General features: G+C 59.5%; 22 protein-coding genes and 1 tRNA gene. 7 read left to right on the top strand and 16 right to left on the bottom strand.

Annotation, left to right across the window (positions count from 1 at the left end):
* Positions 1-3: 3 nt before the first annotated feature.
* The 3 genes from FJ977_RS27270 to FJ977_RS27260 all read left to right on the top strand — a co-directional run bounded on the left by FJ977_RS27270 (position 4) and on the right by FJ977_RS27260 (position 5720).
* Entirely contained in the window at positions 4-330 is a 327-nt protein-coding gene (locus FJ977_RS27270; protein WP_140775628.1) for a conjugal transfer protein TraD, read from the top strand.
* A 1-nt stretch (position 331) separates the two neighbouring features.
* A complete protein-coding gene (locus tag FJ977_RS27265; RefSeq protein ID WP_140775279.1) occupies positions 332-571 on the top strand; it encodes a conjugal transfer protein TraD in 240 nt (79 codons plus the stop codon).
* A gap of 559 nt (positions 572-1130) precedes the next feature.
* Complete coding sequence (locus tag FJ977_RS27260; RefSeq protein ID WP_140775278.1) at positions 1131-5720, top strand: hypothetical protein; 4590 nt, start codon at positions 1131-1133, stop codon at positions 5718-5720.
* A 107-nt stretch (positions 5721-5827) separates the two neighbouring features.
* On the opposite strand, the gene FJ977_RS27255 is transcribed toward FJ977_RS27260, so the two are convergent.
* Positions 5828-7318, bottom strand: coding sequence for a gamma-glutamylcyclotransferase family protein (locus FJ977_RS27255; RefSeq protein WP_140775277.1), 1491 nt, complete (start codon positions 7316-7318; stop codon positions 5828-5830).
* Positions 7319-7608: 290 nt separating this feature from the next.
* On the opposite strand from FJ977_RS27255, the gene FJ977_RS27250 reads away from it, so the two are divergent.
* On the top strand, positions 7609-9702 hold the full coding sequence (locus FJ977_RS27250; RefSeq protein ID WP_140775276.1) for an AAA family ATPase: 2094 nt from the start codon (positions 7609-7611) through the stop codon (positions 9700-9702).
* 277 nt (positions 9703-9979) lie between these two features.
* On the opposite strand, the gene FJ977_RS27245 is transcribed toward FJ977_RS27250, so the two are convergent.
* Positions 9980-10198, bottom strand: a complete 219-nt coding sequence (locus tag FJ977_RS27245) for a helix-turn-helix transcriptional regulator (RefSeq protein ID WP_140775275.1) — start codon at positions 10196-10198, stop codon at positions 9980-9982.
* A 262-nt stretch (positions 10199-10460) separates the two neighbouring features.
* Here FJ977_RS27245 and FJ977_RS27240 point away from each other — a divergent pair, with 262 nt between their 5' ends.
* A complete protein-coding gene (locus FJ977_RS27240) occupies positions 10461-10862 on the top strand; it encodes a hypothetical protein (protein WP_246683355.1) in 402 nt (133 codons plus the stop codon).
* 74 nt (positions 10863-10936) lie between these two features.
* Here FJ977_RS27240 and FJ977_RS27235 read toward each other — a convergent pair whose 3' ends face one another.
* Together FJ977_RS27235 and FJ977_RS27230 are read right to left on the bottom strand one after the other, a co-directional pair.
* Positions 10937-12124, bottom strand: a complete 1188-nt coding sequence (locus FJ977_RS27235; protein WP_140775274.1) for an integrase arm-type DNA-binding domain-containing protein — start codon at positions 12122-12124, stop codon at positions 10937-10939.
* 159 nt (positions 12125-12283) lie between these two features.
* Positions 12284-12359 (bottom strand) — tRNA-Phe (locus tag FJ977_RS27230).
* 408 nt (positions 12360-12767) lie between these two features.
* Here FJ977_RS27230 and FJ977_RS27225 point away from each other — a divergent pair.
* On the top strand, positions 12768-14138 hold the full coding sequence (locus FJ977_RS27225) for an alpha-glucosidase/alpha-galactosidase (RefSeq protein ID WP_140775273.1): 1371 nt from the start codon (positions 12768-12770) through the stop codon (positions 14136-14138).
* A gap of 23 nt (positions 14139-14161) precedes the next feature.
* Here the strand turns inward: FJ977_RS27225 and FJ977_RS27220 are convergent, their stop codons facing one another.
* The 4 genes from FJ977_RS27220 to FJ977_RS27205 form a co-directional block, all read right to left on the bottom strand.
* Positions 14162-15163, bottom strand: coding sequence for an ABC transporter permease (locus tag FJ977_RS27220; RefSeq protein ID WP_140775272.1), 1002 nt, complete (start codon positions 15161-15163; stop codon positions 14162-14164).
* A 16-nt stretch (positions 15164-15179) separates the two neighbouring features.
* Complete coding sequence (locus tag FJ977_RS27215) at positions 15180-15968, bottom strand: ATP-binding cassette domain-containing protein (protein WP_210243878.1); 789 nt, start codon at positions 15966-15968, stop codon at positions 15180-15182.
* Positions 15968-16921, bottom strand: coding sequence for a sugar ABC transporter substrate-binding protein (locus FJ977_RS27210; protein WP_140775271.1), 954 nt, complete (start codon positions 16919-16921; stop codon positions 15968-15970). The genes FJ977_RS27215 and FJ977_RS27210 overlap by 1 nt, the downstream gene beginning before the upstream one ends.
* 111 nt (positions 16922-17032) lie before the next feature.
* Positions 17033-18202, bottom strand: coding sequence for an SGNH/GDSL hydrolase family protein (locus FJ977_RS27205; RefSeq protein WP_140775270.1), 1170 nt, complete (start codon positions 18200-18202; stop codon positions 17033-17035).
* 170 nt (positions 18203-18372) lie between these two features.
* On the opposite strand from FJ977_RS27205, the gene FJ977_RS27200 reads away from it, so the two are divergent.
* Positions 18373-19578: an ROK family transcriptional regulator gene (locus FJ977_RS27200; protein WP_181180088.1), complete on the top strand. Its 1206-nt coding sequence runs from the start codon at positions 18373-18375 to the stop codon at positions 19576-19578.
* 32 nt (positions 19579-19610) lie between these two features.
* On the opposite strand, the gene yacG is transcribed toward FJ977_RS27200, so the two are convergent.
* The 8 genes from yacG to murA all read right to left on the bottom strand — a co-directional run bounded on the left by yacG (position 19611) and on the right by murA (position 24920).
* Positions 19611-19808, bottom strand: coding sequence for a DNA gyrase inhibitor YacG (gene yacG / locus FJ977_RS27195; protein ID WP_140775268.1), 198 nt, complete (start codon positions 19806-19808; stop codon positions 19611-19613).
* Positions 19805-20431 carry a Maf-like protein gene (locus tag FJ977_RS27190; RefSeq protein ID WP_140775267.1) on the bottom strand — a complete coding sequence of 209 codons (627 nt, stop codon included), beginning with the start codon at positions 20429-20431 and terminating at the stop codon, positions 19805-19807. The genes yacG and FJ977_RS27190 overlap by 4 nt, the downstream gene beginning before the upstream one ends.
* Before the next feature lie 22 nt (positions 20432-20453).
* The gene (gene infA / locus FJ977_RS27185; RefSeq protein ID WP_006200926.1) at positions 20454-20672 is read right to left on the bottom strand and encodes a translation initiation factor IF-1; all 219 of its coding nucleotides are present in this window, start codon (positions 20670-20672) and stop codon (positions 20454-20456) included.
* Positions 20673-20769: 97 nt separating this feature from the next.
* The gene (locus FJ977_RS27180) at positions 20770-21240 is read right to left on the bottom strand and encodes a low molecular weight phosphatase family protein (RefSeq protein WP_140775266.1); all 471 of its coding nucleotides are present in this window, start codon (positions 21238-21240) and stop codon (positions 20770-20772) included.
* Positions 21228-21713, bottom strand: coding sequence for a UPF0262 family protein (locus tag FJ977_RS27175; protein ID WP_056565905.1), 486 nt, complete (start codon positions 21711-21713; stop codon positions 21228-21230). Before FJ977_RS27175 ends, FJ977_RS27180 begins: the two co-directional genes overlap by 13 nt.
* A 6-nt stretch (positions 21714-21719) precedes the next feature.
* Complete coding sequence (gene hisD, locus FJ977_RS27170) at positions 21720-23012, bottom strand: histidinol dehydrogenase (RefSeq protein ID WP_140775265.1); 1293 nt, start codon at positions 23010-23012, stop codon at positions 21720-21722.
* Between the two features lie 7 nt (positions 23013-23019).
* On the bottom strand, positions 23020-23451 hold the full coding sequence (locus FJ977_RS27165; RefSeq protein WP_140775264.1) for a DUF2948 family protein: 432 nt from the start codon (positions 23449-23451) through the stop codon (positions 23020-23022).
* 176 nt (positions 23452-23627) lie between these two features.
* Entirely contained in the window at positions 23628-24920 is a 1293-nt protein-coding gene (gene murA, locus FJ977_RS27160; RefSeq protein ID WP_140775263.1) for a UDP-N-acetylglucosamine 1-carboxyvinyltransferase, read from the bottom strand.
* Between the last annotated feature and the right edge of the window lie 105 nt (positions 24921-25025).

Here is a 25025-nt window from a genome sequence, read left to right as displayed (position 1 = left end):
GCCATGCGCAAGCCACGGGACTTCGACGCCGAACTGAAGGCGCTAGAGGACAAAGCGCGAGAGCTCAAAACGCGAAAGGTGCAGCAGCTTGGCGAGCTGGTGATCGCCACCGGCGCCGATCAACTGAGCACCGACGAACTGGCCGGCGCACTGGTCGCAATCACTGAGACGAAAGACACGGCAAAGCGCGAGGCATGGGCCAAGCGTGGAGTGATGTTTTTCGAGAGCCGGCCCCGGCGAGCTGCTCCGGAATCTCAGCGCAACCCTCGCGGCGCTCCGGCGCAACCGGGCAGCCCGCAATCGCCGGCAAGCGGCACAGGCTCGGCATGATATGCGCACCTGGCAGGTCGAGCGACGCCAACGCACCCGACATCTGATTGAACTCGGCGGTCTCGTCGTCAAGGCAGGCATCGTCGAGCTCACCAATGACGATCGCGCTACCATCTACGGTGCGCTGCTTTGGATTGCTGATAAGCTCCGAAGCGAGCAAGGCGGACAAGCGCGGGCGCTCTGGGCCGGAAAGGGGAATGCGGCGTTCGCTTTGGAATGGAATGAAGAGCTAACGGGCTAGCGAATATAGCAGTGCTGGCGCGAGCGGCCGACAGCGCGGAGACCTCAAATATCGTAGCGCCGCCCGCGTTATGCTGGCAGCCAATTTCAGGTTCTAAAATCTCGAAGGTCTCGCTGGGGGCAGATTGCGAACCGGCATCTTTAAGGCGCTTCCACTAGCGGACGTTCAAGACGGGACTCTGATAGTCCCAGTCTGCTCTACGCGCGAACGTTCGAAGCGACCGCCTTTGGTGATTTGACTCAGATCGGAAAAACGGTTCGCTCAAAACTGATCTTGGTCGTATCTAGAAGTGCGGCGCCCGACAGGATGAAACTGGGCACTCCTATGTATTGTCTGCAAATTGTAATTCTCAGTCGCTGCTGAGGGACTGCCGTTTGCGCTTGAACGCATGGCCGTGATCCTGTCTCCGTAAAGGCCGGGGTCCGCTCGGCCTGTATGCGGAAAAGTGTATCGTCACGATGCTGTTATGAGTTAGGCTAGATTACCTGCCGCATACCGAAAATGCCACTAGAGCAATCGATGCGAACATCGCCCAGCTGCCGCTGGCGAAGCTGTAAGGATGCCGGAAGAAGAAAGTGAAATGCCATCAGTTCTTGAAACGCACATCGACAATTTGAGTGCCGCCCTGTCAGAGCTAAAGGCGACGGGTGATGATGGTTTTGAGGGCCTGATCGCAGCCACCCTCAATGCGATCACAGGCATTCCGTTCCGGCTCGCCAATAGCGGTTATCAACGCGGGGTGGATGGCAAGCCTGCCTTTGAAGGCGCGGTAGCGTTCGAGGGGAAGCTCTACACGAACGACCTGCCGCGAAAAGACGTTCTCTCGAAAATCCCCGATCTCGTCCGCCATAACGACCACGCCGATCTTGTCTGGGTGCTTGGCGCGACCTGCGCGGTTCCGAGCCAGCTTGCCGATGATCTGCGTGCCGATGGCGCCAAAGAAGGCATCAGCGTGCTGATCCTGGACTGGGTTCCTTCTGATTTTCCTCGCCTCGCCGTGGCGCTCGCAATAGGCGGCGGCAAGGTCGAGGAATTTCTGAATGCCAATCTCAAATCGGATGATGCGCGAAAGAAGGCATCCGCTGCACTGACTGCTATTCGCGCCGATGGTCAGTACCCGCGCCACGAAGAGGCGATTCGCAGAAATCTGGATGCGCCGGGGATGGCCACAGCGATGGCGAAGAAAGCCAACGCAGGATGGTTCGAAGATGCACTATCAACCAAGGCCATGGCGCGCAGCGAACTCGGCCAGCCTCTCGCGCCCAATGACACCGCGATCACGGTTTTGGGGCGTGACGATCTGGTCGATATTCTCGGCCCATACTTCTCGGCCCCTCCGAACGATGACGTTGTCTGCGTACATGGTGAGGAAGGCTGCGGAAAGTCATGGATCGTCATCCAGTCTTGGCTCGCACAATCTGATAAGCCGCTTTTGGTATTCGCAACGCCGGATGATTTTTCGGACACGGCTACACAGGACGATATAGAGGCGCTGCTGATCGCAAAGCTCGTCGCCCAGACAGGCGATGTAAAAAGCGAAGAGAGCGCAATCCGCTGGCGGCGTCGACTGAAGGCTTGGAAGACCGACGACAAGCCGTCGCGGCCGCGTTTCATTCTTGTCATTGACGGGATCAATCAGCGCCCCGGCCGGGCATGGGGCAGAACCATCAGCAATGTCGCCAGCTATGTAAACCCGCGTGGCGGGCTGGTCATATTCACGGCGCGCACACACTACTTCGGCACGCGCGTCAAAAAGGCTCTGAATTTTCCTGCCAAGGAGGTCACGGTTTCCAAATGGAGCACGGCCGAACGGGATCAGATACTCAAACGGCGCAATGTCCCGCTGAACAAGCTTAACCAGTCAGTTGCAGAGTTCCTGCGGAATCCACGCCTTCTTTCGATTGCGCTTGAGGTTTTCGGCGATGACATCGCTGCCTTTGAAGAGCTCAATGTCGAGCGCCTGCTGTTCGAGCACATCATGGCAGGCGTCAAAGAGGACTTTGGCGAGCATCCCGTCGATTTCATCGCGCATCTGCAGGGACAAGCAAAAACGCTATTGGAGCGGGCAACCGCCCAGGTCAGAGACGATCTGCGTATCTTTGATTCCGAAGTTCCAGCTGTGGGCGAAGGCCGCTTCTATCGCCCTGTCCCCGGAGAGCCAAAAAAATACGAACTTAGAGATGAGGGGCTGACGTTGGCCCTTGGGCTAGCCATTCTCGAAAATCTGCGCAAAGCAGAGCGCAACGATCGCAACCTAGACAATGCTCTGAAGGAAGTTCTTGAGCCGATCGAAGCCCTGGACAAAACGGCCAGCGCCGTCATAGCGGCAATCACGGTATGTGCGGCTACCGACGATGATTATTCGCCGGAGATTGCGCGCGCCCTCATCAAGGGATTTTCCGAGCTTCAGAATCCGCCGTCAGATGCCCTTTCTGCGCTGGTCAGCTTTGCTAGAGCAAGACCCTTGGCGCTCGCCGAGACGGCTCGCGATCTCAGTTTGCAGGGTGGGCATCAGCCGAATTTTGACTGGATACAGGCCGCGCTCGTTGAGGCCGCGAAATCGAGCGCAGTCTGGGCCACGGTCGAAGAGGAAGTCCGGCGATGGCTGCGCGCATATTCTCTTTCGCCGGAACGTCGGATGTACAGCAACGTCCGTCACGATTCCCAGGACAAAGTTGTGCAAGAGCGTGCAAAGCGGCAGGGCGAAATTGAACACAATCTCTCCGCCCTTTCTCCTGCCGAAAAGAGCCGTCTGGGTCGACTCATCGAGACAGACGGTGAACTGGATGCGCTGTCACAGCTCGCGCTTGTATTGCTGGCAGGCAAAGCACTTGAGCCGTTCGCTGATGCTTTGACCGACTGGAGTTTCGCACACGCTCTCAGCGGTAGCTACCGGGTACCGACCAAGGACTTCGTCGCCCTTATCGGCCTAAACCGTCGGGATTGGTCGAAAGCGCGTCGCGCATTGCTGCGAGGCTGCGAAGATCTGTCCGCCGATTCAGTGTCAAAAGTAGGCAAGTGGGCACGGCTCCGCGTGCTGCGTGCAACGGGCGAACCGGAAGATGACCAAACGGCAAGCGCGCTCTACGAGGAGCTGATCAAAGACCGCCCAATACCACCAGGTTTGCGTAGTGCGGGGGAAACTTTCGAGCCTTGCGATCCGTTGGCAACAGTCCCGGCCAACCTGAGCGAGACCATCCAGCGCTATCGGAGTCTGGATGCGAGCGCCCTTCGACAGGGTAGGGGCCAAACGGCGCAGGATCACGCGTTTGTCAATGATCGGCCACCCATGGCCCGGTTTGCATCGGACACCGCCATCGAGAAGCATCGTGAGTTTGCAGAGGATGTTGCGAAACGAACGGGCATGCCACTTCGGCAAGGGTTGTTGGAGCTGCGCGAACACGGCGCACTCATCACGGAAAAACTGGCGCGCGCGTTGATCGAAAAATGGAAAATCGGACAGGCGACGGCCGATGTCCAAGGGCTGCCGAAAGATGAGAGCATCATGCTGCAGTATGAACTGCTCATCGCCTTTCCCTTCCTTGATGTCGTGGAGCAGATCGCAATTCTGTTGGCAACGACGAAGGACGAGCCACTTCTGCTTGAGCTGATCAATGAGACTAAGAGGCCAGATGCGCAGACCCTCGACCGTTTCATCGAAGACGTTTTGTCATCCGGTGCGGAATATGAGCAGCATCTCCTGCTTGAGATCGCGGCTGCAACCGGCGCAGAACTCTCAAACAAGGCATGCACCTTCGCCTCAGCATTGATTTCATCGAAGTCGGAGCAGCTTCGTAGCAGCGCGCTCGGTCTGGCTGCCCGTTCCGGGCATCCCGACCTCCTAAAAGCTGTCGCAGAGAGCGACTGGGAAAACAGCGGCGAGGAGGGCAAAGATAGTTTCGAGAGTTGGTACGGCTCGTTTGCATTGCTGGAAGCTGCAAAAACGAGTTTGGCCGATGGAAGTGCAGTTCTCGACCGAATCTCACCGAGCCTCTACGGACGCGCAGCGTCTATGCTCAAGGGGCCCGCGTTGCAGGAAATCGCCCGACGCATCGATGCTTCGATCCGTTTTGCCGCTGGCCTACCGGACGAATTGATTGCCCCCGAAATCGAATTGGAAGCAGAGGATGCCACTTCCGACGAGCCGGTACGCTTTTCAGTTTCGGAGCGGGAATCGGCCTCGGCATCTCCAAACGACTTCTTCAGGCTGCTTTCGGAAAGCAACGACGAATTCCGCGAACGGCAAAACCGCAATTACGATACGTTCGTCGCTTTCAGGGGAGAGCTGACAGCAGCAAAGGCACACATCATTCTCGACCACCTGACGCAAGAGGAGTTTGCGATGATCGTCGCTTCCGATCCTGCAGTTGCAACCCGATGGTATAACCTCTTCATGGAACTTAATGACGCCAAGCTCCCTGCAGTGCACAATCTCATTCTGCTTTTCGCTGGCGCGATTGCCAATACTGACCCGGAGAAGAGTGCGGCGCTCTTTGAGCGCACGGCCTACAGCCGCCCGTTGGTTCGTTTCACGTTCGGCAAGAGCGGCATCGATCTTGGGTCAATGAGTGCCTGGACGGGTGGGAGCTCGCCGGCGCTCGACGCATTGCGCATTACGCGCCTTGACGGCGCCGCTACCGATCAGGCCATCGCAGTTGAAGTATTCTCCGCGCTGCAATGCGGTCAGGTGTCCTTTCTTGAATCTTATGTCGATGAAAAGCTCACGCGGCCCGAGCCAGCCGAAATTGCGCGCGGGATTATGGTCGCCGGCTTCTGCAACCAGAGCCTCCGCAACGACCGGATACTGGAGAATTACAAGGATACAGCGGGTCTGCCCGGTAAAGCATACGCGGCGGCGAGCGCTGCCTATCGGAGCGATAGCTGGGCGCGTCACTGGTTCAAGGTCATGTGCGACACAAACGATCCCGCCACGTTCTGGCAAGCCGGTGTTCTTTTCGCACAATGCGTTGATGGCCGGTTTTCGGTTTGGAGAGACGATTTTGCGCAGGCTGGCGCACCAATCGCGGCTTTCGGGACGAGCCTCAACAACCCGATGACACGGCGGCTCGAAAAGCTCGGAAAAGAGCGCGCGAAGAAGCTTTTCGGTCAGGACGCTCCCGCAGGTATCTTTATATACTCGGCCAACTGACGTTCTTTCTGCGGAGCAAAACATTTGGCTGGCGTTCAATTGGAACAGTGTCCGTTTCCCGCCGGAAGCGGATATCGGGTCGGCAGTCCTCGCGCCGACGCCGTCGCTCACCGCCCAGGAACTTTGAGCGTGGCCCGCTGCTTCTTGTCGCGTGTTTTGTTGGGATCTTCGATAGCCTCAACCGACTGGATGTATTCGGTAATATACTCCGGCGGCAGGCCGTGTTCCCTGCTACCTGCCAAGACAAAGTCTTTGTACCAGCTATAGGGTTTGAGGTTATCGTAGATATAGTCGGGGGTGGCGAGATAGGTAAGGACCTTCCGCCTGCGACCTTTGTCGTTGATGACAGTGACCATCGCGTGCTCGTAGCCGCTGCCCACGCCTTCGGCCTCATCTAGCTTGGCCCGGTCGGAAGGATCGAAGCTAAACAGTACTCCGATCACGCTGTGATCGTTGCCACAGGCAAATGCGTTGCATTTCCCGGACTTGTCCACGCTACGCTTATGAAAGCGAAGCGCATGACCCGGCAAAGTGGCCTTGCCGATTGGCTTGCAGCTCGGCATGCGATCGCGCAGCCGGGCGGTCGACATATTGGACCCGTAGGCAAAATAGACGACTGGCTCCGGTGGCCCGGCCTCTGTGTTCTTCAGGGGCTCGATCGAGGGATTTCCCGGCCTAAGGATCGTGCGCAGCGGTACTGTCATGATGCTGCACTCATCGGTTTCTCCGCCTTGGCGTGTGATGATGGGCTGTCCGTCCCCGACGTCGAGGATTGGAACGGGCCTGCCTGCCCATCCACAGTCGGTACACTGCGTTCGTTCCCAGAGTACACCGGGCGTCTCAGTATTCTCGCCATGTCGGGGTTCGAGATGCGGCGAGCCGCAGTTTGGGCATTCCTTAGGCACACCGCGCAACTCGCGAATGATCAATGATGTCGCCATGCCGATGGCATGTTGGATCAACGAGTGCGCCATCTCGGCATCAATCCAGGTGGCGGACTTTGAATGCGTCAGCCAGTTGGAAAAGGTCCATGCGGACTCAAGCGCACTCTTGAGAGCCCCGCGACGCTCTCTGTTGGTGTCACCCGGCAGGAGATCGTTGCAAATGATCTCGGTCCACGCGCGGAAGTTCGCACGCTGTGGCGGTGTGTCTGTCCAAATTGCCGCGTCTTGCGCGACGCCGATCAGTTCGAGTAGGGCTTCGCGGCAGCGAACACCGACGGCCTGATAGTCCGCGAGGTTATGCGCCTGTGTCAGGGCGGTGCCGGCTTCTTCTAGGTTCTCAAAGACCGGACCGAATGGAAGGATGCGTAGATCATCTTCCTGTTGTTTTTCCGTACGCGGGATGCGGAGCATTAGGCCAATATGGAAGGTCAGAGCAAGGTCCATGTTTGGAAATTGCTCCTGAGAGTAGAGGTTTGTGCCGCCCGTTATTACCCACCAGCGATCCCGGTTGGTGTGGATATCCCACACGTCGTGGCGGGTGTTCAGGACCGCCTCCGAATAGACTTTCTGCATGAAGGTCACTTCGAGGTCGGGCGCCTGCCATTCGAAGTATTCTCGGACCTCCTCGAGTTCCTCTTCCGTAGCTTTCAACATGATCGGCTCCCGCGGCGGCGCATCGCACCGCGCTCTAACGTGTCTGCGAAAGCCTCAACAATAGGCGATCTCGCTGAGCTGAGCCTTAAAATCTAGCGCAGCACCCCAGGATATTCACTTTGTGCCAACAGCGATCCAGGCTCCCAGCTTTGTTCTGGAGCGGCGGAGATTTGGCGCCAGGACGGCCGAATGCCCTTCCCAAGCGGGCCGGCAGCGTCCAAGATTGTGTTGCTTTACGACCACCGGCTAACGCATCCGGATAATCACCATAATTATGCAAGAGGGGCGGCATGGCCGACTATCAGATCAAAATAGAAAATTGCAACAGCATCGATTGTGCAGATATTGTTATAAAAAAAGGAAGCTTAAATATAAAGTACGGCCCTAATGGATTAGGCAAGAGCACCGTCGCCAAAGCCATAGTGAGTCAGGCTCGCAATGATGGCACTCTTCAAGACCTGGCGCCATTCAAAGGCAGGGGCAAGGTCGGCTCTGGCCAACCGAAAGTAGGTGGCATAGAGGGGATCGCGTCGGCTCTGGTATTTGATGAAGAATATGTCAATCAATTTGCGTTTCGGCAGGACGAAGTCGTCAAGAATAGCTTTGATATCTTTATCAAAACTCCAGAGTATTCGAGCACGATGATTGAGATTGAAGGCCTATTTGCAGGTATCAAGAAGGCGTTCTCCGACAATGCGGAAATCGAGCAAGCGACAAAAGACCTGAAAGAGCTGCGTGACGCATTTGGCAAAACTAACGCGGATGGCTCAATTCCGAAATCGAGCAAACTACTCAAAGCCTATGGCTCGGGGAATAAAATTGAAAACATACCGGAGGCCCTTAAGCCGTTTGAATCGTTTATCAAAAGTCCCGACCCATCGAAATGGATTGGTTGGCAGATTAAGGGCAACGAATTCCTGAAGCTCGGGGATACATGTCCCTACTGCTCAACAGTGTTGCCCGAGGGTCCACAAAAGGACATCCCTCTGGCCGTCGCCAAAGAGTATGATGCCACTGCGATTGGCCATCTTAATACCCTCAAGGCGGTAATTGAACGTCTCGGAAAATATTTTAGCACCAAGTGCCAGGAAAACCTTGAAAAAATCACCAAAGCGAAGCTCGAATTAACTGCTCCTGAAAAAAGCTTCTTAAGCGGGCTCAAGACGGACATTGAAGCGCTCATTGTGAAGCTCGAAGGTCTTCGAACAATCTCGTTCTTCTCTCTGCGCGACGTGGATGAGATCGGCGACAAAATACAGCTGCTGAAGATCGACCTTGGCATGATCGACAAGCTGGACTCCGATGAAACTCGAAATGTGACTGATCCAATCAACGCGCAGCTCGAAGAGCTTATAAAGAAGGTTGGAGCGTTGAAAGGCAGCATCAACAAACACAAGGCGAAGATTAAGAAGACTATCGAGGATAATCAAGACAGCATCAATAACTTCCTTAAGTCGGCTGGCTATAAATATTCCGTTATTATTATTCCAGAGCCAGATTCATATAAAATGAAGTTATTGCACCAAGATTTGACGGGACACATTGATTCGGCGTCAAAACACCTAAGCTATGGTGAAAAGAACGCCTTTGCGTTAGTGCTTTTCATGCATCAGGTTCTAAGTGAAAATCCTGATATCATCATCCTCGACGATCCTATATCGTCCTTTGACAAAAATAAGAAATTTGCAATTCTGCACGAGCTTTTTCGGGGCAAGGCAAGTCTTCGAGATCGCACGACGCTTATGTTGACGCACGATATAGAGCCGGCAATCGATGTGATCAAGAGCACGGCCAAGGTGTTTCAAGGATCTCATCCCTCAGCGACTTTCTTGTCATCTAGGAATGGACTGGTAACGGAGGTAGAGATTAAGTCTGATGACATTCATACGTTCGCGACAATCTGCACGGAGATACTGTCGGGACACAGTGATACGTTGATCAAGGCCATATATCTGCGACGTTACTATGAAATAACGGATAACATGAGTCTGGAGTACAATCTGCTCGCAAGCTTGTTTAAGAAACGTGCGACGCCAACCATCCAATCTGCGGCGGAAAATCGGGATATGACGGCGGCTGAAAAAGCTGAGGCGGAGTCAGATATCAAGAAACGTATTCCTGAGTTCGATTACGATTCGCTGTTGAGCGAAGTGAGCGATGACAAGGTTATGAAAGAGAAGTTTTTCGCGACCGAAGTGGGCTACGAAAAAATCCAGCTATTTCGCATTATTAGAGGAAAGCATGAGGACGACATCATAACGAAATTTATCAATGAGTCCTATCATATTGAGAACGAGTACGTCATGCAGCTCAACCCCCATAAGTTTGAGAGTGTTCCTGAGTATGTCGTTGGTGAGTGTACAAGGCTGCTTAACGCCGCTTAGAATTTAGGCAACCATGGCTTAAATGGTCGAGAGCTCACAGCGGTCGCCTATTGCCGCTATGCATAAAGGGGCACTTCTGCATATGAAGCGCCTCCACAGCCGTCACGGGGCATGTGGACCGGAAAGTCTAAGCCGCTGTTCGGAACGAGCGAACCAACGACAGTTTTCGGGGTCGTACATCTTCATTGCGGCCAACCAAGATGAGTTCGAAGCCGACGGGAGGGCGCGCTCGCGAGTGGCTAGGCGCGCATGCAATTGATCGACACGTTAGACGGCGCTACCGGTCGTCTTCGGGCTTAACTAGTTCGACGTGGCAGACACCCAACGCCTGGGAGAGCTCGAAAAGGGTAATAACAGTCGGATTGCGCCGGCCACGTTCTAGACTGCTTAGGTACTGCTGGCTGTAGCCCGACCGAGCTTCCACCTGCTCCTGCGTCAGGCCCTTCTCTCTTCGAAGTCGGGCAAAGTTCCTTCCAACCAGTTGACGCATGTCCATGCGCCACATTCGCCGTTTACATACTTTAAGTTTATCAACTATAATATGTATTTCATGGCCAGTCGAATGGCCATGACGAAAATTGGTGAGGAGGTGTTCGATGCCGCTAGAGACCACACCCATATTCAATGAGCCGACAATTCGGACAACTGCAATTCGGAGGGCAGATGATCCCGCATTGAGCCTATGGACCGAGTGGCATCGGGCTCGACATGTGTCGTTAGTGCTGTGTCGGGTGCAGCAGCGGTTGGAGACACGAATAATGGTCAATACCGGAAAACCGGTATTGACTGCTGGCGGTCCTACAGGGGAGCGAAAGTCGTCGGTCGCGTCGGATGCGGGGTCGAACTATGCGGTAGCCCGAGAGGCCGAGGTGTTTGCCATAACAGAGGTGCTCGGATTCCAGGATGCCATCCCCAACCTTAGGGCTCTATCGCTCGCTGGGATCATCGCAAAGCTGGAAATGATTGTTGGCGCAGACCGGGATATCGGCGACCCAACCGATTTCCCATGGCCGCACATCGCATCCGTTCTTCGCGACTTGAAGGCGATTGCGGGCGATCTGCCGGCCTATCGGTCACACCGCGCTGCTACCCGCGCGGATGTGGCGCGGTATCGCGACGAAGCAGCCAAGCTCGTCGCAGCCTTGGAGGCTTATGGTTGAGCGGCTCAGGTGCATATAGCGTAGGGATCACGCCAGCACGGAAACTGCGATCCGATCGTGGAATGTCCGTCAAACTAATGGTTAGCCTTTAGCGAATCTAGCAGATCTCCCCACTCCTGCATTAGCGCGACCCGCTGGTCCCAATAGGTCGCTCGGTTGTAGGTCCGCCTGATGGCGTTCGTGTCCTGGTGCGCCAGGACTGCCTCAATGACGTCTGGATCGTAGTTGCGGGCGTTGAGGATGGTGCTGGCGGTCACCCGGAACCCATGGGCGGTCACTTCGTCCTTTCCATAGCCCATACGCCGCAGCGCGGCATTCATAGCGTTCTCGGAAAGCGGCCGCTTAGTCGAGCGGATCGAAGGAAAGACAAGGCCGCCATGTTCGGAGAGCGGCCAGACCTCTTCCAAGACCAGAAGCGCCTGTTTGGATAGTGGCACGTCGTGCGGAGCACGCATCTTCATGCGCTCGGCCGGGATATTCCAGATGGCCTTCTTTCGATCGAACTCGTCGCGCATGGCGCCCCGTATCTCGCCGGGACGGACACAGGTGAGGGCGAGGAACTGGAGGGCGGCTTTGAGGGTTGGCCAGCCGTCGTACTCATCGATCGTCATGAGGAGCTGGCCGAATTTCCTTTGATCGGTGATAGCGGCACGACCGTTGACTTTCGGCGGTTGGAGAGCGCCTCGGAGGTGAAGAGTCGGGTCTGTTTCGGCCCGTAAGGTGACGATCGCCAGCCGGAAGACGCTGCCGATCACGCCGCGTAAACGTCGCGCTGTCTCTCTTCGACCACTCTTTTCGATCTTTTGGAGGAGCTGGAAAATTTCGGCTGGAGTGATCTCTTTGATCGGACGCCTGGCGAGTGGGCTGGCTAGGTCTTCGAGGAGCCATTTGGTTTTGGTGACGGTAGCCGCCGCAGCGTCCCGTTCCTCCATCCGCGTGACATAGTCCTCGGCGATTAGGCCGAAGGTGGTGCGGGCTTCCGTGATGGCCGCATCCTTCTGCTCCTTGCGCTTGGCGGAGGGGCTGATGCCAGCGATCAGCAGCCTCTTGGCTTCGTCGCGCTTCCCTCTCGCGTCGAGAAGGGACACCAACGGGTATTTTCCAAAGGAGAGGATGTTTTCCTTCTCTAGGTAGCGGTACCGCAATTGCCAGAGTTTGGAGCCGTTGTTCCTGACGAGGAGATAGAGGCCGTCGCCATCAGCAAGGCGATACGGCTTGCCTCGGGGCTTGGCGTTCTTGCAAGCGAAGTCGGAGAGTGACATGGGTAACGGACCTCCCAGGTATGGGTAACGTCCGGATCGTTACCCACAAACCGATGCGTTGCAACGGCACGCCACGGGTCGGTATGAGCAGCCGAGAAAAGCCAACTTGTTGATTTTGTTGACTAGCGGGATGCTATGAGAAGCTATGGGAAAAGGAAATGGTGCCCAGAGGCGGATTCGAACCACCGACACGCGGATTTTCAGTCCGCTGCTCTACCAACTGAGCTATCTGGGCCTGTTCCGGCAAACGAATTCCCGTGAACCGGATTTCATGAGGGCGCCAGGGGCGCCCCTTGAAAGCGCGTGGGTTATAGCACGGGAATTCGGCCTGTCCAGCGCCCAGCTGTCGATTTCTGGCAGGAAAAGAGATGCCATGGAAAGGCGGCTTCCTCGGGTGCTTTCATCGCTGGAATGGCCTGAGGTCGGCCCCTTGTGGCCAGTCAGCCTCCGTCCCGGCGCCGCCGTTCTTCACCGACAGCGCCGGGCGCGACCATGCGATCGAGCTCGCACTCGAGTTCAGCAGGCGAGAGCGCGATGTCCAGCGCCCGCAAGTTGTCGTCCAGTTCGCCTAGGCTGGACGGCGGCGGCTTGCACGCGGCATAGTCGAAGCCGCATCAAGCCTGAACCTATGCCGGAGATTGGCGTGGCAAGAAATCCCAGGATCACATTCATAGGCGCCGGCTCGACGGTGTTCATGAAGAACATTGTCGGCGACGTGCTGCAGCGGCCGGCCTTGTCGGGAGCAACAATCGCGCTGATGGACATCAATCCGCAGCGGCTGGAAGAAAGCGCTGTCGTCGTCAACAAGCTGATCGCGACGCTCGACGTGAAAGCAAAGGCCGAGACCTATTGCGACCAGCGCACGGCGCTGGTCGGTGCTGACTTCGTCGTCGTCGCCTTTCAGATCGGCGGTTACGAGCCCTGCACGGTGACCGACTTCGAAGTGCCGAAGAAATACGGCCTGCGCCAGACCATCGCCGACACGCTCGGCGTCGGCGGCATCATGCGCGGCTTGAGAACCGTGCCGCATCTGTGGGCGATCTGCGAGGACATGCTCGCCGTCTGCCCGCAGGCGATCATGCTGCAATATGTCAACCCGATGGCGATCAACACCTGGGCCATATCGGAGAAATACCCCGACATCCGGCAGGTCGGCCTCTGCCATTCGGTGCAGGGCACGGCGATGGAACTGGCGCACGATCTCGATCTTCCCTACGAGGAGATCCGCTATCGCTCGGCCGGCATCAACCACATGTCGTTCTATCTGAAGTTCGAGCATCGCCAGCCGGACGGTTCCTATCGCGATCTCTATCCGGATCTCGTTCGCGCCTATCGCGAAGGCCGCGCGCCAAAAACCGGCTGGAACCCGCGCTGCCCCAACAAGGTGCGCTACGACATGCTGACCAGGCTCGGCTATTTCGTCACCGAAAGCTCGGAGCATTTCGCCGAATACACGCCCTATTTCATCAAGGAAAGCCGCCCCGACCTGATCGAGAAATACGGCATTCCGCTCGACGAATACCCCAAGCGCTGCATCGAACAGATCGAGCGCTGGAAGGGGCAGGCGGAAGCCTATCGCTCGGCCGACCGCATCGAGGTCGAGCAGTCCCAGGAATACGCCTCCTCGATCATGAATTCGGTCTGGACCGGCGAGCCGTCGGTGATCTACGGCAATGTCCGCAACAATGGCTGCATCACCTCGCTGCCCCGCGATTGCGCCGCCGAAGTGCCGTGCCTGGTCGATGCTTCCGGCATCCAGCCGACCTATATAGGCGACCTGCCGCCGCAACTGACGGCGTTGATCCGTACCAACATCAATGTCCAGGAACTGACGGTGCGGGCGCTGGTGAGCGAGAACCGCGAGCACATCTACCACGCGGCGATGATGGATCCGCATACGGCGGCGGAACTCGATCTCGACCAGATCTGGTCACTGGTCGATGATCTCCTGGCTGCCCATGGCGACTGGCTGCCGGCCTGGGCGCGGACAAGCCGCAAGACCCACGCGGCTTGATCGGACAACCTGCCGGAAAGACCTCACCGGCGGCGCTTGTACAGACGTTCCCTGCGCATGTGATCAACCGCCACTGCGCAGATAAGGATCGCGCCGATGATGATGCTGTTGTACTGCGGCGGCACGCTGGCAACGATGAGGGCGTTATCGATCGCCGACAGCAGGAGGGCCCCAACCGCAACGCCGGTGATTGTCCCCAGGCCTCCGAGCAAGCTTATACCGCCTATGAGCACGGCCGTGACGACCGAGAGTGTGACCGAGGGCCCACCGGCGGCAACCTGGCCACTTCCAACGCGCGCCGCGTAGATGACACCGGCAAGGCCGGCGGTGGCGCCGGCGGTGACGTAGAGGATCGTATCGAGCCTGTTGACCTTGAGGCCGTTGGCGATCGCGGCTTTGCGATTGCCACCCAGCGCGCGTGTCTCGACACCGAACGGCGTTTGCTCGAGCAGGAACCAGAAGAGCAGCCCCAGCGCGACGGCATAGAGAACGATGTAGGGGATGCCGAGCACGGCTCCCTGACCCAGGGCCTGAAACGTTTCGGGCAGCGGGACAATGTCTTCTCCGCCAGTGAATTGGACACACAGCCCGCCGACGATGAAGAAGGTGCCCAAGGTCGCTATGATCGGAGGCACGTGCAGCCGCTCGATGATCACGCTGTTGACGTATCCGACGGCGGCACCGGCCGCCACGCCCGCCAGCACGGCGAGCGGCCAGGGCGCTCCCCAAACCAGCAGCCACGCGCAGATGATGCCGCCAAGCGTGAAGACGGCGCCCACGGAGAAATCGAGCCCGCCTCCGATCATGAGCAGTGAAGCGCCGCAGCCCATGACGAAATAGATCACCGCCGCGCGGGCGATGTCGGTGAGATTGGCCGGGTTGAGGAATGCGGGGTTGCGAAGCGTGGCAACGATCCCAACCGCCACGATAACCGCCAGCAATGTCGTTTCCTGGCGCAACATCAGTGTAGAAAGGACACCTTGCGAGGCTGTCGAGGATTGGTGTTCTGCCTGTTCGCCGGCCATGGTCTGGTTCCCTCGTTCAGGCAAAGGTTGGATCGGAACTGGCAGTGTCGCCCTGGTTCGCACCTGTGATCAGTCCGATGATTTCATCACGGCTGGTATCCCTGGTGCGTCGCGTCGCGACCGAACGCCCCAGCCGCATGACAGTGATGCTGTCGCTGTTGCGGAACACGAAATCCATGTCGTGGCTGATACAGATGACGGCCTTCCCCTGCTGCCGGAGTTCGCCGAGGATTTCTCCCACATGGGCCGTCTCCCGGACCCCCAGTGCCGCGGTGGGCTCGTCGAGAAGCATGATCGGCAGGTCCATCCGGACCGCGCGGGCGATGGCGACGATTTGACGTTCGCCGCCAGAAAGAAGTCCGATCTGCGTCCGGACCGAACCGACCCTTATCTTCAGGTCGTCCAGCACCTTGGCGGCTTCCGCCTCCATGCGGCGACGGTCCAGCCGGAAGCGTCCTCTGCGCGGAATGGCTCCCAAAGCCATGTTCGTGGCGATGTCCAGGCATTCGACAAGGGCGAGGTCCTGATGAACAACCGAGATACCGAGGTGATGGGCCTCCGACGCGTCGCGCATCTCGACCGACTTTCCGCCCAGCCGCAATTGCCCCTGATCCGGACGGAAAATCCCGCACATGATCTTGAGCGTGGTCGACTTGCCCGCGCCATTGTCACCGACAATGGCATGGATTTCGGCAGCCCCGGCGGTGATATCGACATTCGACAACGCCTTGACGTTGCCGAACGACTTGCCCACCCCGCGCATCTCCAGCGCGGGGGCCGGAATGTCCGGCTGGGCGATCGCCATCACTGCCATCCCTTCGCGAGATACTCCTTGTAGTCGCTCGCGTCGAACATGCGCACGCCAACATCGATTTGCGGCTGAACCGCCTCGCCGTGAGCGATGGCCGCGACGGAATCGACCATTTTGGTACCCGCCGTACAAAGATCCTGCAGCATCAGCTTGTAGACGGTGCCGTCGGCAAGTCCTTGCTCGCCGCCACCTGCCGTCCCATTGGCGACGAATACGACCTTGCCGGTCAGGCCCTTGGACTTGATGGCGGCGGTCCCGCCCTGCGTGGCGGTTCCCATATGCGAGGCGATGACGTTGACCTCGGGATGCGCCGTCAAAAGGGCATTGGCCTGGTCAAGCGCCTTGCTGGCATCGTCATTGGTATAGACCACAGCGGATACGGTGACGTTCTGGGTTTTCGCGGCCGCTGCGGTGAACCCGTCGACGAAGGCTTTGGCCGCGCCGCTTGGTCCCTGCGCCATCAGCCCGACATGCTGCGGACCCTCGCGCTTTGCTATCGCTTCGACAAAGATTTCGCCGACCCGGGTGAAGTTTGCCCCGATGTTCACGTTCGAACCGGATTCCGTTCCGGAAGCGCCATAGAACGTGCCGACCGTGATACCGGCCTTCCCCGCCTGCTGGAGCAAGGGAACAAATCCCGCCGTCGCCGGAAAGGTTAGTATCGCTCCCGCCTTGTTGGCGATGCCTTGCTGAATCTGCTGAATCATGACGGTGGCATCGAGATTGCCGGTGGTCGGGCCGGATTCGGTCGTGGGAATGTTCAGCTCCTTCGCCCGGTTGGCGACGCAATCGCCGATCAATCGCCACGCCGGATATTTGGGCAGCGGATTGACGAAAAGGATCGAGGAAAGGTCCGCCGCTCCAGCAGTCGCTGGTCCGAAGGCGGTGAAGGCACTCAACGTGCATGCCAGCGCTATGCGCGGCAACCGCAGACTATTGGTTCGCATGAAATCCTCCCATTGACGCTTGCGGCCACGGCTCGCCAGCTTTCGAGGACGTTATGCAACAAACATTGGCACGTGTCAATAATAAGTCAGAATGACTTACTAAATATGCCATTACTCGAATAGGGCCATGTCGATGGCTTGCGCCATGGCCCTGTAGCCTGCGTCGCTCGGGTGGATGTGATCGCCGCAATCATAGGCTGGGAGGAGCCTGGTTGGCCGGCCGGGATCGCGGACTGCGGCATCGAAGTCGACAAAGCCGTGAACGCCCTCGGCCTTTCGGATCCATTCATTGACTGCGGCGCGAACCTTCTCTTTCTCGGGCGTGTGAAAATCGCCGACCGGCGATTCCGATGTTGTTCCTTCGAATGGGGTCAGGGTCCCCAGTATGACGCGAATGCCGGCGGTCTCGGCGCGCGCGGCAAGCTGCCTGATCGCCGATATGATTTGTCTTGCCGTTATGGCCTCGTCGGCGCCCGCAAGCGCGGTGTTGGGCCAGCCTATGTCGTTGACGCCCTCCAGAATGACGAGATGCGATACCCTGGGCAGGCTGAGCACATCGCGGTCGAACCGCTCCAAAGCCTTCGCGCCGCGGCGATTGCTCAGAAGCCGGTTGCCGCCGATGCCAAGATTGAGCACGGCCAGGTCCCGCGTCGCGGTGCCGGCGCTGAGCCGCTCGCTCAGAATGTCCGGCCACCGCCTGTCGCCATCTATCTGCGAGCCGTAGCCGTCGGTGATGGAGTCGCCGAAGCAGGCAATCGCGCGCGATCCTTCCTTTGCGTCGACGTAGATGGCTGAAGCGAAGTAGCGGCTGGTGGTGGTTTGCTGGAGCGGCAGGATCTCGGAGGCGGCGAAATTCCCCGGAATGGATATGAATGCCGTCTGCTGCGCTTCGTAATGATGGGTTTCCACCGGAAGATGGCCGCTCACATAGAAACTCAAGGCAAGCCGGGACAGCGCCGGCGTTGCCAATTCCACGGGATCGCTCAACAGCGGAGCTCCCGGCGCGATCGAGGCGGTCGCCTCGCCGCCAAAGGTGAGGGGGCGGCTCGTCAGGGGCTGGATGGCTCCGTCCTCGCCCGCCAGTGCGACATGGGCCGCATTGATGACGACCGGTGCGCTGCCGAACTCGTTCGACAAACGTATCCTTAGTCGCTGGCCGCCGACGCTGATGCGGGCAATCTCGCGAACCGTCTGGTTGTAGAACCCTGGGATCACCATGTCGGCGGCCCACACATTCATAGGGCTGGCAGTCCATGTTGCGATCCAGTAGCCGCGTACCATCTTCGCTTCCCTCGTCTTTGGTCCATGTCAGCTACTTTCAGGTCGCGGATCAAGTCAATAGGTAATTTTGATTGACTTATTTGCCTCCCTCCTGCAAATCCTTGCCAAGGGTCGTATCTGCGTCTGCCAACATCCAGGTCGGCGGGCGCGTCCGTATTGGGGTATTCACGGTGACCGGACGTATAGGGGGCGGAAGCTCTGCCCGAACGAGCGCGAACGGTATCTATCCAGGTTACAGGGGCGCGAACCAGGTCGGCCTCCGCGCGTCGAATGAACGTCTTGCCCTGTCGCTGATCAGGATTCACGGTCAGCTGTCCAAAGCCCAGATCGCCGAGATCACCGGGCTCACCAAGCAGACCGCGTCCGTCATCGTCCGCTCCCTCGAGGCGGAAGGACTGCTGGTGGCGGGAAGGCCCGTCAAGGGCAAGGTCGGACAGCCGTCGGTGCCGATGTCGATCAATCCCGAGGGAGCGCTGTTTCTTGGCCTGCGGCTGGGGCTGCGCCATGCGGACATAGCACTGGTCGATTTTGTCGGCGGGGTCCTGGAGCAGCGAAGGCTGTCCTACGGCGCGGGCGAAATGGGTGAAATAGCACGCATCGCATATACGGCGATCGCCGAGATGCGCTCGCGCCTGACCGCGGCCCAGCATGCGAGGCTGGAGGACATCGGAATAGCGGTCGCTTCGGATATTCTTGCGGCGGTCGCCAACGGCAAGGGCACGGACGGTCCGGAGAGCGCGTGGGCCGAGTTTGAGGACCTGGCCCTGCAAATGGGCAAGGAAACACGTCTATCGATCTATCTCGACCGGGACGCGGTGGCGGCATGCAGCGCGGAATTGGCCTATGGGCTGGCCGGAGGCGCGCCCGACTTCCTCTATATCTTCATCGGGCATTTGCTTGACGGAGGCATCGTCCAACATGGTCGCCTCGGCTTCTCGCGGCGCGATGCAAGGCCTGGGATCGGACGCATCCTGGTGCCATCTGCGACCGGCGGCATGGCACCGCTCGGCACGTCGGTTTCGGTTGACGATGTCGGCCTGGCGCCAGGGTCTCGCGCCCCGGACCCGGAACTCAGGAAATGGATCGAGGCAACCGCGTCCAGCATATCGCTGGCGGTCCATTCGGCATCGGCGCTTGCCACATTCAGGGGCATCGTGCTGGACGGCCTCATGCCGCAATGGGTGAGAGCCGAGCTGGTGCGCGAAATCAGGGAAAAGCTCACGGCGATCGGCGCCAGTGATCTTGCGGCTCTCTTCGTCAGGGAGGGCACGTCCGACCGGCAGGCAGCCGGTCTTGGGGCGGCCTGCATTCCCCTCCTCGACAGATTCTTTTTGCAATCGGACGCCAATGGCCCCGGGGGCTCGGCGGAGGCCTGATCGAAGTCTGGCTCCGCGCTGATGGGCTGGCCTTATTTCGGCTCGTCGGCGTCCGGCTCTTCCTCGTCGTCGCGGGCCTTGATGACATAGGCCCCCTTCAGCCAGCGGTTGAGGTCGATGTCCTTGCAGCGCGTCGAGCAGAACGGAAAGGTGTCGCGCGCCGATGGCTTGCCGCATTCGGGACAGGGGCGCTTTGGGCGCAGCGGCGTGACCTTGGAGTCGGAGTTCATGGCCGTGCGGTGAGCCAGCTCTGATGGATCTTGAAGCCTTCGCCCGACAGCAGCGCCACCGTTTCATAGAGCGGCAGCCCAACGATGTTGGTGTAGGAGCCGACCAACTTGACGACGAAGGCCCCGGCGAGGCCCTGGACGGCATAGCCGCCGGCCTTGCCGCGCCATTCGCCAGAGGCGACATAGGCGTCGATCTCCTCGCGCGGCAGTCGCTTGAAACGCACCCGCGTCTCGACCAGCCGCTGGCGCAGCTTGCCGCCTGGCGTGATCAGGCAGATGCCGGAATAGACACGGTGCGAACGGCCCGACAACAACCCGAGGCAGTTGGCGGCATCATCGAGTGTTTCGGCCTTGGGCAGGATGCGCCGCCCAACCGCGACCACAGTGTCGGCGGCCAGCACGAAGCCTGGCGCATAGTCCGTCTCGGTCTTCAGCGACGCGAACGCCTTCTCTGCCTTTTCCTTCGACAGCCGCTTGGCAAGCGAACGCGGATGCTCGGCACGCAGCGGCGTTTCGTCGATATCGGCGGGCAGGATCCGGTCCGGCTCGATGCCGGCCTGCTGCAAGAGTTCGATGCGGCGCGGCGACCCCGAGGCAAGCACCAGCTTCTGCAAAATGCTCATCGCGGACCAATCGGCCTTGATCTTACTTGAAGCGGTAGGTGATGCGGCCCTTGGTCAGGTCGTATGGCGTCATCTCGACCAGAACCTTGTCGCCGGTCAGCACGCGGATGCGGTTCTTGCGCATGCGGCCGGCCGTATGGGCGATAATCTCGTGTTCGTTTTCGAGCTTCACCCGGAACATCGCGTTGGGCAACAATTCCGTCACGACACCCGGAAACTCGAGGACTTCTTCCTTCGGCATTCGATACCTTTGCTTGGATGGCAGTTCCGGCGCCCAGGCGCGCCCAGGCCGGAATTTCGGCGGAACCTATATGATAATCGTGCGCTTGTGAACACGCTTAATCCGTCGCGTTTTTTGCTTCTGGAGGCAAAAAACGTTGGCTTATGCGCAACTTCAGCCGCTCGCGCACGTCGCGGTAGGCCGCCATGATCTGCTCGCGCGTGCCGCCGGCACCGGTCGGATCCTGCGTCGGCCAGTATTCGACCTCGACGGCGAGCGAGCGGGTGAGCTCCAGCGCGGCATGGTGCGCCTCCGGCGCCAGCGTCACGATCAGGTCGAAATAGTCGTCCTCGAGATCGTCCAGCGTCCTTGGATGACGCTCGCCCAGCGTGAGACCCTCTTCTGCAAGCACGGCGTCGACGAACGGGTCGCGCTCGCCGGCGCGCACGCCGGCCGAGGCGACGAAAATGGTGGCGGGCAGCATCCGGCGCGCCAGTTGCTCGGCCATCGGCGAACGTACGGCGTTCATGCCGCACAGGAACAGGATCGAGCGGGGCAGGGCGCCGGGTACCAGGGCTAGCCCCGCCAGTGCAGCACGCAGACCAGCGTGAACAGCCGTCGCGCCGTGTCGAAGTCGATGTCGATCTTGCCGGAGAGCCGGTCCATCAGCGTCTGCGAGCCTTCATTGTGCAAACCGCGCCGGCCCATGTCGATCGCCTCGATATGGCTCGGCGTCGAGGAGCGGATGGCGTCGTAATAGCTTTCGCAGATCATGTAGTAGTCCTTGACGATGCGCCGCAGCGGCGTCAGCGACAGGATGTGGGTGACCACCGCGGTGCCGTCCTCGCGCGCCACGGCGAAGACCAGACGCTGCTCGGCCAGCGACAGTTTCAGCCGGTAGGGACCGGCGCCGCTGTCGTTGACGGGCTGAAAACTGTTCTCCTCGATGAGGTCGAAGATCGCCACCGCCCGCTCGTGCTCGACATCGGGCGTTGAACGGCCGATCGATTCATCGAGTTCGACATCGATCAGCTTTGCGCGGGTTTGATCGGGGCCCGTCATCTCAGCCTACATGTTCAGCCGTATGGCGACGGAGCGGCCATGCGCGTCGAGCCCTTCCGCCTTGGCGAGCGCGATCGCCGCCGGCGCCAGCACACGCAACTGCTCCGGCCCGAGTTTCAGGACCGAGGTGCGCTTGACGAAGTCAAGCACCGACAGGCCCGACGAGAAGCGCGCCGAGCGGGCCGTCGGCAGCACGTGGTTGGAACCGCCGACATAGTCGCCGATAGCTTCCGGCGTGTGGCGGCCGAGAAAGACGGCACCGGCATTGCGCATCCGCGACAGAAAACCTTCGGCATCGTCGATGGCCAGTTCGACATGTTCGGCCGCGATGCGGTCGACCAGCGGCAGCGCGGCCTCGATGGTCGCGACCTCGATCACCGCGCCGAAATCGCGCCAGCTCGCCCCGGCGGTCTCGCCGCGCGGCAAGCTCTGCAACTGGCGTTGGACCGCTTGTTCGACTGCCTTGCCGAAGGCCGGATCGTCGGTGATCAGGATCGATTGCGCCGATATATCGTGTTCGGCCTGGGCGAGAAGGTCGGCGGCGATCCAGTCAGGATTGTTGTTGCCGTCGGCCACCACGAGCACTTCCGAGGGGCCGGCGATCATGTCGATGCCGACCGTGCCGAACACCTGCCGCTTGGCCGCCGCGACATAGGCATTGCCGGGGCCGACGACCTTGGCCACCGGCTTTATCGTTTCGGTGCCATAGGCAAGGGCAGCGATCGCCTGGGCGCCGCCGACGCGATAGATTTCGGAAACGCCAGCGATGTCGGCCGCCACCAGCACCAGCGGCGGTATGGCGCCGCCGGAGGCGGGCACGCAGATCGCGACGCGTTCGACGCCGGCAACCCTGGCTGGTATGGCATTCATCAGCACCGAACTTGGATAGCTTGCGGTGCCGCCCGGCACGTAGAGCCCGACGGCTTCGATCGCCGTCCAGCGCCAGCCGAGTTCGACTCCGGCGGCATCGGTATAGCGATTGTCCTTGGGAAGCTGCTGTTCATGATAGGCGCTGATGCGGTCGCGCGCGAATTCGAGAGCCCTGATCGTCTGTGCATCGGCGCCATCATAGGCGCTGGCGATTTCGTCTTTCGATACGGCAATGCCGACGCTTTTCAGGTCGGCGCGGTCGAACCGACTGGAATAGTCGATCAGCGCCGCATCGCCCTCGGCGCGAACCCGAGCGATGATCGCGCGCACCGCGGCCTCGACATCGGCGGATACTTCCCGCTTGGTCGTCAGGAAGGCGGCGAAACGCTGCTCGAAATCGGCATCGGACTGGGCAAGCGTGATGGCCATGGGGCGCTCAAGCCTTGTGGACGGGACGCGACGTGGCTTCCCACGCGCCGCCAATATCGGCAAGGCGGGCCTCGATGCATTCGACATCGAGCATGATGGTGCCGCCGCCCGAAAAGATCAGCTCGACGATGCCTGCCGGCTTGCTGATCTCGATGAAGCTGATCGCCAGCAGGGACAGCACCTCGGCGGGCTTGTCGCGGGCAATGCCATTGGTCTTGGCGCCCAGCACCCGATCGAAATGCAGAACGGCCTGCCGCCGCTCATTGTGCTGGCGAAACAGGCCCGACTTCGCCTCCCAGACGAAACGGTTCATGGTCAGCACGAAGCGCTTGGCCGAGGGCAGGTATTCGAGATCACTGACTTTCAGGACGGCGTCCTGAACATGGGCCGAAACGATGCCCAGGTCCTGGTCGTCGAGCGCGATAAGCTTGAGGGCCATGCGGAATTGCACCTGAAGGTTGGTTTCAGCCTTCTGTTAGGCGGTCTTGGCGATCCGTGCAACCGCGCCAAGGGGAGCTGCGACCGGTCAAGCTGCTGATCTCCCCCGCAAGGAGGGAGATTGGATGCAACATCTGCTTTCGCAAATCGCCAGCGCCGAAGGCAGGGTCGCCCTTGCTACGCCGAAATCCGTTCGATCACCGCGCCGCAATTGGAGAGCTTTTCCTCCAGCCGCTCGAAGCCGCGGTCGAGATGGTAGACGCGGTTGACGGTGGTCTCGCCTTCGGCGGCAAGGCCGGCGATGACCAGCGAGACGGAAGCGCGAAGATCGGTGGCCATGACCGGCGCACCTTTCAGCTTCGCGACGCCGTCGACGATCGCCGTCTGGCCCGAAAGCGTGATGTGGGCGCCGAGCCGGGCCAGTTCCTGCACATGCATGAAGCGGTTTTCGAAGATCGTCTCGGTGATGCGCGACTTGCCCTTGGCCATGGTCATCAGGCCCATGAACTGCGCCTGCAGATCGGTCGGGAAGGCCGGGAAGGGCGCGGTCGTGACGTCGACCGGCGAAATGCCGGCGCCGTTACGCTTCACGCGGATGCCGGAATTGGTCTGTGTGATCTCGGCTCCCGTCTGCGAAATCACGTCCAGCGCGGTCTGCAGCAGCTCTGGCCGCGCGCCTTCGAGCACGACATCGCCCCCCGTCATGGCGACGGCCATGGCATAGGTGCCGGTCTCGATGCGGTCCGGAATGACGCGCACGCGCGCGCCCGACAGCGCTTCGACGCCATCGATGGTGATGGTCGGCGTGCCGGCGCCGGAAATTTTGGCGCCCATGGCGTTGAGGCATTCGGCGAGGTTGACGATTTCGGGCTCGCAGGCGGCGTTTTCCAGCACGGTTTCGCCCTTGGCCAGCGATGCCGCCATCATCAGCACATGGGTGGCGCCGACCGAGACTTTCGGGAAGACATAGCGGTTGCCGACCAGGCGGCCATTCTTGGTCTTGGCGATGACATAGCCGGTGTCGACGTCGAGATCGGCACCGAGCGCCTGCAGGCCTTCGAGGAACAGGTCGACCGGACGCGTGCCGATGGCGCAGCCGCCGGGCAGCGACACCTTGGCTTCGCCCATGCGGGCAAGCAGCGGGCCGATCACCCAGAAAGACGCACGCATCTTCGACACCAGCTCGTAAGGTGCCGTTGTGTCGACAATGTTGCGGGCGGAGAAATTGATGGTGCGCGAATAGCCTTCATTCTGCTTCTCGCGGCGGCCATTGACCGAATAGTCGACGCCGTGATTGCCCAGGATGCGGATCAGCTGCTCGACATCGGCCAGATGCGGCACGTTTTCCAGCGTCAGCGTGTCGTCGGTCAAAAGCGATGCGATCATCAGCGGCAAGGCGGCATTTTTCGCGCCCGAGATCGGAATGCTTCCGGCGAGCTTGTTGCCGCCGACAATTCTGATGCGATCCATGGAAGAACGTCCCTCTCGGCTCAAAAAGGCCGGTTCAATCGTTTGAGTATCGGCCCGTCTAGACCATTGGCCAATCTGGTTCAAGAAATAGGATTTCGCCCGCTC

The organism is Mesorhizobium sp. B2-1-3A, from assembly GCF_006442655.1.
In the GTDB taxonomy this organism is placed as follows: Bacteria; Pseudomonadota; Alphaproteobacteria; order Rhizobiales; family Rhizobiaceae; genus Mesorhizobium.
This window is presented reverse-complemented; position numbering and strand designations above follow the sequence as displayed.

What these genes read in the sequence shown, in the direction of transcription:
- FJ977_RS27210 (WP_140775271.1), bottom strand. Translation starts at nt 16,921, where the DNA reads ATGCGAACCAATAGTCTGCGGTTGCCGCGCATAGCGCTGGCATGCACG.
- FJ977_RS27220 (WP_140775272.1), bottom strand. Translation starts at nt 15,163, where the DNA reads ATGGCCGGCGAACAGGCAGAACACCAATCCTCGACAGCCTCGCAAGGT.
- murA (WP_140775263.1), bottom strand. Translation starts at nt 24,920, where the DNA reads ATGGATCGCATCAGAATTGTCGGCGGCAACAAGCTCGCCGGAAGCATT.
- FJ977_RS27205 (WP_140775270.1), bottom strand. Translation starts at nt 18,202, where the DNA reads ATGGTACGCGGCTACTGGATCGCAACATGGACTGCCAGCCCTATGAAT.
- FJ977_RS27215 (WP_210243878.1), bottom strand. Translation starts at nt 15,968, where the DNA reads ATGGCGATCGCCCAGCCGGACATTCCGGCCCCCGCGCTGGAGATGCGC.
- FJ977_RS27175 (WP_056565905.1), bottom strand. Translation starts at nt 21,713, where the DNA reads ATGACGGGCCCCGATCAAACCCGCGCAAAGCTGATCGATGTCGAACTC.
- FJ977_RS27250 (WP_140775276.1), top strand. Translation starts at nt 7,609, where the DNA reads ATGGCCGACTATCAGATCAAAATAGAAAATTGCAACAGCATCGATTGT.
- yacG (WP_140775268.1), bottom strand. Translation starts at nt 19,808, where the DNA reads ATGAACTCCGACTCCAAGGTCACGCCGCTGCGCCCAAAGCGCCCCTGT.
- FJ977_RS27240 (WP_246683355.1), top strand. Translation starts at nt 10,461, where the DNA reads ATGGTCAATACCGGAAAACCGGTATTGACTGCTGGCGGTCCTACAGGG.
- infA (WP_006200926.1), bottom strand. Translation starts at nt 20,672, where the DNA reads ATGCCGAAGGAAGAAGTCCTCGAGTTTCCGGGTGTCGTGACGGAATTG.
- FJ977_RS27255 (WP_140775277.1), bottom strand. Translation starts at nt 7,318, where the DNA reads ATGTTGAAAGCTACGGAAGAGGAACTCGAGGAGGTCCGAGAATACTTC.
- FJ977_RS27165 (WP_140775264.1), bottom strand. Translation starts at nt 23,451, where the DNA reads ATGGCCCTCAAGCTTATCGCGCTCGACGACCAGGACCTGGGCATCGTT.
- FJ977_RS27245 (WP_140775275.1), bottom strand. Translation starts at nt 10,198, where the DNA reads ATGGACATGCGTCAACTGGTTGGAAGGAACTTTGCCCGACTTCGAAGA.
- FJ977_RS27190 (WP_140775267.1), bottom strand. Translation starts at nt 20,431, where the DNA reads ATGAGCATTTTGCAGAAGCTGGTGCTTGCCTCGGGGTCGCCGCGCCGC.
- FJ977_RS27265 (WP_140775279.1), top strand. Translation starts at nt 332, where the DNA reads ATGCGCACCTGGCAGGTCGAGCGACGCCAACGCACCCGACATCTGATT.
- FJ977_RS27235 (WP_140775274.1), bottom strand. Translation starts at nt 12,124, where the DNA reads ATGTCACTCTCCGACTTCGCTTGCAAGAACGCCAAGCCCCGAGGCAAG.
- FJ977_RS27260 (WP_140775278.1), top strand. Translation starts at nt 1,131, where the DNA reads ATGCCGGAAGAAGAAAGTGAAATGCCATCAGTTCTTGAAACGCACATC.
- hisD (WP_140775265.1), bottom strand. Translation starts at nt 23,012, where the DNA reads ATGGCCATCACGCTTGCCCAGTCCGATGCCGATTTCGAGCAGCGTTTC.
- FJ977_RS27270 (WP_140775628.1), top strand. Translation starts at nt 4, where the DNA reads ATGCGCAAGCCACGGGACTTCGACGCCGAACTGAAGGCGCTAGAGGAC.